6 protein-coding genes are annotated in these 7,527 nt (G+C 45.4%); 5 read left to right on the top strand and 1 reads right to left on the bottom strand.

The features are described 5' to 3' along the window. The first annotated feature begins 445 nt into the window (after positions 1-445). The 4 genes from ACFQU0_RS11705 to ACFQU0_RS11720 all read left to right on the top strand — a co-directional run bounded on the left by ACFQU0_RS11705 (position 446) and on the right by ACFQU0_RS11720 (position 5,839). Complete coding sequence (locus tag ACFQU0_RS11705; RefSeq protein ID WP_382200933.1) at positions 446-1,417, top strand: site-specific integrase; 972 nt, start codon at positions 446-448, stop codon at positions 1,415-1,417. 772 nt (positions 1,418-2,189) lie between these two features. After that, a complete protein-coding gene (locus ACFQU0_RS11710) occupies positions 2,190-4,385 on the top strand; it encodes a phage/plasmid primase, P4 family (RefSeq protein ID WP_382200935.1) in 2,196 nt (731 codons plus the stop codon). Positions 4,386-4,592: 207 nt separating this feature from the next. Continuing rightward, a complete protein-coding gene (locus ACFQU0_RS11715) occupies positions 4,593-5,399 on the top strand; it encodes an NUDIX hydrolase (protein WP_382200937.1) in 807 nt (268 codons plus the stop codon). Positions 5,400-5,401: 2 nt separating this feature from the next. Next, positions 5,402-5,839 carry a YbjN domain-containing protein gene (locus ACFQU0_RS11720; RefSeq protein WP_382200939.1) on the top strand — a complete coding sequence of 146 codons (438 nt, stop codon included), beginning with the start codon at positions 5,402-5,404 and terminating at the stop codon, positions 5,837-5,839. Positions 5,840-5,922: 83 nt separating this feature from the next. Here ACFQU0_RS11720 and ACFQU0_RS11725 read toward each other — a convergent pair whose 3' ends face one another. Then, positions 5,923-6,237 (bottom strand): hypothetical protein, encoded by a 315-nt coding sequence (locus ACFQU0_RS11725; protein ID WP_382200941.1) that lies wholly within the window; start codon positions 6,235-6,237, stop codon positions 5,923-5,925. A 560-nt stretch (positions 6,238-6,797) separates the two neighbouring features. Here ACFQU0_RS11725 and ACFQU0_RS11730 point away from each other — a divergent pair. Continuing rightward, positions 6,798-7,373 (top strand): recombinase family protein, encoded by a 576-nt coding sequence (locus tag ACFQU0_RS11730; protein WP_382200942.1) that lies wholly within the window; start codon positions 6,798-6,800, stop codon positions 7,371-7,373. The last annotated feature ends 154 nt before the right edge of the window (positions 7,374-7,527 follow it).

The following is a 7,527-nucleotide window of genomic DNA, read 5'->3' on the forward strand; positions in this document are numbered from 1 at the left end:
AAAGCGGCCAACCGGGTCAGGTGGGGAACCAAGCAGCCCTAACTGTGGAGTCAGTGCCGGGGTCAAGGCTCGTCACCTTATTTCAAAAAAGTCCTTTTAAATCAATCACTTAACGGATTGAAAGACCCAGAAAAGCGACTTTTGTAGCACATGGATGTAGCACGTAACCTACTGTGAGGTTCATGTGGCCGCATCTCTGTCAGGATTGTTCATGCGAGGTAGCTCCTACTACCTCCGCATCGTTCTTCCCAAAAATCACCCTCTTCGTCCCAAGTACAAGAACGGTTGCTTCGTGCAAACGTTGGGACAGTGCTCGCACCTTGAAGCTGTTCGGCGGGGCGGCTTAAAGCGTGCTGAAATTCTGTGGTCTTACCACGCCGACTCGGTAGTGCCTGGAAGTTCTCCACGGCTCACCTCAGCACCACCAGATCCGAACGTTCTGCCCATGAGCCTCAGAACCATCTTCGAACGCTGGTCAAAAGCTGCAGAACGTTCTTCGGACTCACTGGCCTCATGCGAACGTGCACTGAGACTGTACGAGACCCACACAAACAATATCCCTATTGCTGATCTGACAAGAGTAGCTGGCGACGACTTTCGAGCCCAGCTACTCAAACTATCTCAAACCACAAAGACCGCTCGTGACCGCCTGAACTGGATAAAGGGACTTCTGAACTTTGCAAGCGATGATCTTGGGGTCATACCCAAAAATCCATGGCATGGAATTGACATAAAGTCGAAGACAACAACACCACGCCAACCATGGACCTCAGAGTATTTAGCAAAACTCTTTGACCACCCAATTTGGAGACACGGTCAACTTCCCACAGATAAGAAAGCGGGACAAGATGCCGCATATTGGATACCACTATTGGCACTCTACACCGGTGCACGATGTTCTGAACTATGTCAACTAAGAGTTATAGACATTAATCAGGAAAAGCAGATACCCACTATCACCTTCACCGATGAAGGTGAATCACAAAGAATTAAAACAAATGCAGGCAAACGAACAATCCCAATTCACTCTGAACTTTTACGATTGGGATTCCTAAATTACGTTGGCTCACAACATTCAGTCAATCTGTGGCCTGCATTGCCATTCAGAAAAGAGAAACCCGGCGGATATTTCAGTCAATGGTTTGGAGCTTTGCGGGACCAACTAGAAATACCTAATACAATTGTATTTCATAGTTTTCGCCATACAACCAGAAGCAACCTTGTGATCACAGAAGTAAGAGAACCAATTATTGACAAAATACTAGGTCACGAAACCTCGGGCAGTGTTGGAGCCAAGACATACACGCACGTTCCAATCCACACACTACAAAAAGCAATAGAGCGAATACCTGTTCCAACCAAGCTAAAGCCGATATACACACTCAGAACGCATCAAACAAAGGGGCAGCACCGATAAACAAACAGCTTTATCGGCAATGATTTTCACAATATGAAACAATCACCAAGAATTGGTATAAATTGCGATGGATTTCATACCTAGAGAGACAGAGTACACGAAAGGTGTTGACAATTGCTTGCCAAAGTGATACAATCCAACACCCCAAAACGCTAACTCCGTTCAATCGAAGTTACTGAGTTCGGCTTGTATTCTAAGTTCCCCCAAGGACGCCATTTGAGCATGCTGTAAACACTCTATGACCATACCCATGGTCTATCTTGAGTTGAGTCTGCCCGTCTGCGTCATTCGTTTACGGGCTTTTTTACGCCTGTAGGGACTTCCTTGGACAAGCCGGGACGAAGGAAGACCGTGCACCCCCACGTTTACCTCAACAGAAATACAGTGATTCAAGATAGATCAAACAAAGATGCAAAACAACTATTGACAAATGAAAGTTGATAGTCTATAATAGAGCCACTCTGTAGCAAAAACTTCGTTAAGTTGAAGTTAGACGGATCATTCAAACAGTCTCAATCCTCAAAGGAACAAACTTGAGCAACCTGTAAACACTCTATGACGACCACTGTGGTCATCTGAGGGAATGAGTCCGCCTGTGTCAAGCATGCGGACTTTTTTATCGCCGAAAGGAAACCTATGAAGAAACAGTAGTTACGTAAACAACGAACAGGCCGATGTTTGCCTCTCAAAGACATCACTATTTGTTATGAACTCATCCGAAAAGGAACTGAGATGAAAATCCATTTTATCAACCATATTAAAGGTCAAAATTATGAAAGAAAGTTATTATCAAAACCAAACCGGTCTTGAAGCAAACCCCCAAATCCAATACTCTGCATTCATCAACGACTGGACGCATGCCGTAAGCAATGCAGAAAGCTTTGACGAGTTTGTGGACTCGTTCCGCGAACCACTAGAGTCTGAAGATAAGAAGGGTACGTCCTTCTGCCCCTTCACGTTTGAGGACAGCTACCGGAACAACGAGAATGCAACCAAGAGCAAGCTACTCGTTTTCGACCTGGATGATCTTCCAGAAGAAACAACAGCCGAAACCATAACTTCGGAACTATCGCAGTACCGTGCGTTTTGCTACTCAACCTATTCGCATCGACTAGGTGAAAATGGCCCACGCTTTCGAGTAGTGCTACTGCTTTCTGACTATATTGATCCACGCTCCTACAAACAGGTAGCTCGTTCGTTTAGCAAGATGCACAAATGTCTTGCTCAAGCAGACGAATCTGGATTCAAGCCGACGCAAGTATTCTTCTTGCCATCGGTTCCACCTGGGCAACAAGAGTTCTTTGAGTTCGCTGAAAGTCTTGGTGAACCGTTGGATTGGAAAAAAATCTATACGGACGGATCAAAATCATATGCATCCCAAGAGCGGTTCACAACCCAATCTGAGAACGTTGGAGAAGAACTGATTCCAGAGGGTAGACGGAACAGAACTCTATTCAATCATGGATTGAAACTTCGGGGTCAAGGTTACAGTGAATCCGAGATTCTTAAGAAATTGAACCAGGTCAATAGTAGCCGATGCACTCCTCCACTGCCAGATGAGGAAGTTATCGGTATCGCCAAATCTGCATCGAAAAAAGAGGTTCTTCCTAAGTTCTATACAGAGACCATCACAGATAAAAGCATTGCTGAAACTGTGTTGGAAGCGGAGGACAACAACCTGATCTATTGCGTGGATTTCAAGGCATGGTTCAAATTCAATCCCGACACTGGGTACTGGAGTGAATGCAAGCCAGACCTGATTCGGAGCCTGATTCTTGACACCCTAGACAGACACAAGCAGTTTGTACGAACCACAGACTTGATTCTTGATAGAGATCGGCCAGATCATATCGAAAGAATTGAGAAGTTGGGTTATTCCAGAGTTGTTGAAGGAGTCATGAAACTGTTGCCCGCAGTGAACTATAGAGACTTCAATTTCGAGATCTTTGATGCAAACCCGTATCTGGTCGGCTTGGCTAATGGTCAATGTCTTGATCTGAAGACTCAGGTGGTCCGTCCAATCAGGCAAGATGATTATCTGACCAAGTCAAGTGGGATCAGTTATGACGAAAATGCTGATTGCCCAATCTGGAAGCGATCAGTCCTTGAATGGTGTAAAGGTGATATTGAACTGGCGAACTATCTGAAGCAACTGGTTGGCTATTCTCTCTCTGGTTCTACGGTGGATCAGCGACTGTACTTTTTGTATGGAAGCGGCTTGAATGGCAAATCAGTCTTCATCAACATCATTTCGGCTCTGAGTGGACAGAACTGTATTGGAATTGATTCTTCAACTCTGATGACGATCAAAAGAGATGGAGGTGGCGCCAGCTCCGATGTCGTTAGATTGGCTGGCGTGAGACTAGCAACATGTAGTGAGCTTCCAAACAAAGGAATGTTCAACGAAGCATTCATCAATGGGTTTACTGCTGGTGATGCTATCACTGCTCGACCACTCTACAAGAACGACATCACATTCAGACCAGTAGCAAAGCTATTCATCTCTGGAAATCACAAACCGATCATTCACAGTCGGACCAATGGTATCTGGAGAAGAATCACTTTGATTCCATTTGAAGCAACTATTGAAAGTCCTGACACTTACTTGGAATTCAAATTGATGGCCGAACTTTCTGGAATCATGAATTGGGCTGTTGAAGGATGGAAGGAGTTCCAAGAGAAAGGCAAACTGGTAAGACCACAGGTTGTAGAAGATGCTTGCAAGGAGTACAGGTCAGAGATGGATGTTCTTTCTTCTTGGCTTGATGAGGTAGTCGAGAAAGATGCAATGGGCAAGTTATACATTCAAGACCTGTACAAATATTACCAATCATCATTCATTGAACAGGGAATGGCACCAATGTCACTGCCTGCATTCAGGCAGGAACTGCGAAAGATGTACGGTGAACCTATAAAAGCATCGAGTGGCTACTATTTCAAAGGCTATCGATTCCGGACTCAGGGGTGATTGTGGTGACTATGGTGTGAAAGGTTCAACTGGACAACATTGTTGATCTATTGAATCATGCAGCCGATGAACCAAATGAAGTGATTTTAGAAACTGTTTGAATGATTATTCTATATAAAGGTTTCCAAAAATGCTTCATTTACTGCATCTGCTGCACACCACCACCCCCCCCCTGCAAAAACCAACAACTAACCAGGAGAAAACATTATGTGGCTTCAAACCAATATCGGATTCTATTCAATAGTATCCAAACCTGAAGATCAAGAAACGGGGCAGTTGACGATTCGAGCAAGAATCAAGTCTGATCTGCTGGCACTCAAGAATTTGTATCTTCCCAGTCTTGGAGCAATCACCGAATCCACCAAGACTGATTATCGTTATCGGTCGAAGGTATCGAGAACCGATCTTGCACAAGCAATGACCAACATGATTGGAACTATCGGATACGGCAATTTCAAGAATGAGATTGCTGCTGTTCAGGGAAAGCAACGTTCAAATCTCTACGGACGAGTTTGGTCGAACCTCTACGAACTTGATCTTGAACCAGAAGAGTTCGATTGGGACTCCACTGCCGCAATAGACAGGATGGCCGTACCTGCTGCAGATGCATATGGTGTGGTGTTGGTATCCCCAGATGGTCGAACGTTGCTCAGAAAGCCATCTCGTGGCTTTGGTGGGTATTCGTGGAGCTTCGCGAAAGGCCAGCCAAACAAGTACGAGACACCACAGGAAACCGCGAGGCGTGAATGCCTTGAAGAGACCGGTTATCTGTGCCGATTGGTCGGATTGATACCCCAACATTACCAGGGTACTACTGGAACCACAGTGTTCTTCGTCGGTGTGCCCGAGGGTAAGCAACAAGCTTTCGGAACTGAGACTGAAAAAACACGCTGGGTTGACATCCAAGAGGCGCATAGCCTCATCCAGCAGACCGTAAATCCTATCGGTCGCGACAGGGATCAGGCGGTCCTGTGTGATCTTTATCGTTGGCTATGCGCCAGACAGAAACATTGAATATGAAAGAACACTACACAATGCCGAACAACATCACATCACTGTCGTCTGAGCTGATCGAAGAACAAGACATCTCGATTGTCAACTTGTCACTTCTGCTGGAGCAATCGGTCATCCAGCACACCATTCAAGAAGAAGATAAGATTTACGTGACCGAGCCAGGAATCTTTGCGCACTGGATTCGCATCTTCAAAGAACCATGCATCATTGCACTATCGACCTATTTCACTTTGCCTGAAGGCATGAGTGATGTTGAGAAGTTGGAATTTTGCAACAAGATCAATGCTGAGTACCTAGTTCCATCTGCATACACGAAAGACGACCGTGTCTGGCTGTTCAATCCGATCTATTTCAAATCAGGATTGATCAAGAGCCATTTCGTTCGTCAGATCAGGTATTTTGCTTCGGGGTGTGAGAAGGTTCGTAGGGAATTGCGGTGATGGCATGCACACGATGTCGGGCATTGAAGAATATTGCCAAATTAATAATCTCATCCTAGATTTCGTCCTCATCACATGCTTCGTCACTTGCTTTTTGCTATTATCGGTGCCAAAAATTTTTCATAAAAATATTTTGCATTGGTGTAAGACATTTCGGCATTGCGGCAGGTCAAGATTCCATGTTTTTGAAACTGTTTTGCCATTCGATCAACTGGATCAGCAATCCCTTGATTTCTGTAAAGTATAACTAGTTCTACTGCTTGCTTGCAGAAAGCATCTGAGTATGTTGTGGCAAACGGCGCTCTCCTTGAGTTCAATGACTTGATGGCCGTGTTTGTTGTTGTTTTGCATAAATTCAAGAGTTCTTTTTCATTTTTTATTGGATTTAAGTGCTTCATTGTATTCTTTGATCTTAATGATTTGATTGGCGATATGAACTTCGATTTGCGGCTTGCTTGATGTGTCAGTGCAGATGGTTACTGCATCACCAACGTAACACTCATCATGCTCTGAGGTCAAAAATAGACTGGAAAGGCGATAGTAAAATTGCACCTTTATGTTTAAATGTCTAACGCCATTGCTTGATGTGCTTGAATAATGGTGTTGAACGGAAAACCTAATATCATTCTGAGAAATATCGCATAGCCGACAAATGCGATCTATACCTATAGACTTTTGCACAAGTGATCGCAACTTTCTCTTCTGAATGAATGGGTATACAACGCTGGTGCCGATGAGTAAAATGAGTACGATTAAATATAAATTCAGGCTCTTCATCTTTGTAAATTCTTTCGAAGTTTGTTCTGCTTATTCGGACGTATAGATTGTGCTTCTATCTTACAGGTGCACAACTTGTACCAAATGAGCCAAGGTTGTCAAACCACATTCATGTAGCTCAAAAGTATCTTGACAGAGTTTTGATCCAGGATCATAATATGCGCCTATCTTTTGATCCTAAATGTCTCAATCCATCGCCTACTTCCGAGTCAGCACGACCGAGCAGTCCATTGAATCCCAGCGACAGATGCTCGGCGGTCCATTCGAAATGGAGTTCAGTGATATTGGGGTGTCTGGTTCAGTCCCGGCTTCTGACCGGCCTGGTTTCTCAGAACTCCTGGCTTACATCCGAAAAGGTGATGTTCTACACGTGGCTGCAGTGGATCGGCTGGGGCGAGATGCCCTCGATGTTCAAGCCACCGTGCGTGCCCTCATCAACAAGGGGGTGGCTATCGAAGTCCTGGGCCTTGGCCGGATTGGCTCAGGTGCTGGTGAGTTGATCCTTGCCGTCTTGGCACAGGTGGCCGACATGGAACGCAAGCGGATCGCAGACAGGACCGCTGCTGGCAGGGAAACGGCGAAACGATTGCTCGCTGAGACAGGTAGGACGCATCGTGGTGCCACATCACTTGGAAGACCAAAAGCTGCTGATGCGGCTGCTGTGCGTCAATGGCGTACTGAGAACGGTGCCAGCATTTCGCAGACTGCTGGCCAGTTTGGAATCAGCACGGCCAGCGTCAAGAGGTACTGCAGCTGATTTAGATGGTACGTACCTGCTCTTGAGCAAGCGACGACGGTTGAAGGTTGGCTGCAGCCTTATGACTGCGACGTGTTGATTTCCATCCAGAACTGACCCACCTTCACGGGTAATTTCCATCCAAATCTGACCCACGTAAGAACCCTAACCTGCT

Source organism: Hydrogenophaga defluvii, from assembly GCF_042665235.1.
GTDB lineage: Bacteria > Pseudomonadota > Gammaproteobacteria > Burkholderiales > Burkholderiaceae_C > Hydrogenophaga > Hydrogenophaga defluvii_A.

What these genes read in the sequence shown, in the direction of transcription:
- ACFQU0_RS11705 (WP_382200933.1), top strand. Translation starts at nt 446, where the DNA reads ATGAGCCTCAGAACCATCTTCGAACGCTGGTCAAAAGCTGCAGAACGT.
- ACFQU0_RS11710 (WP_382200935.1), top strand. Translation starts at nt 2,190, where the DNA reads ATGAAAGAAAGTTATTATCAAAACCAAACCGGTCTTGAAGCAAACCCC.
- ACFQU0_RS11715 (WP_382200937.1), top strand. Translation starts at nt 4,593, where the DNA reads ATGTGGCTTCAAACCAATATCGGATTCTATTCAATAGTATCCAAACCT.
- ACFQU0_RS11720 (WP_382200939.1), top strand. Translation starts at nt 5,402, where the DNA reads ATGAAAGAACACTACACAATGCCGAACAACATCACATCACTGTCGTCT.
- ACFQU0_RS11725 (WP_382200941.1), bottom strand. Translation starts at nt 6,237, where the DNA reads ATGAAGCACTTAAATCCAATAAAAAATGAAAAAGAACTCTTGAATTTA.
- ACFQU0_RS11730 (WP_382200942.1), top strand. Translation starts at nt 6,798, where the DNA reads ATGTCTCAATCCATCGCCTACTTCCGAGTCAGCACGACCGAGCAGTCC.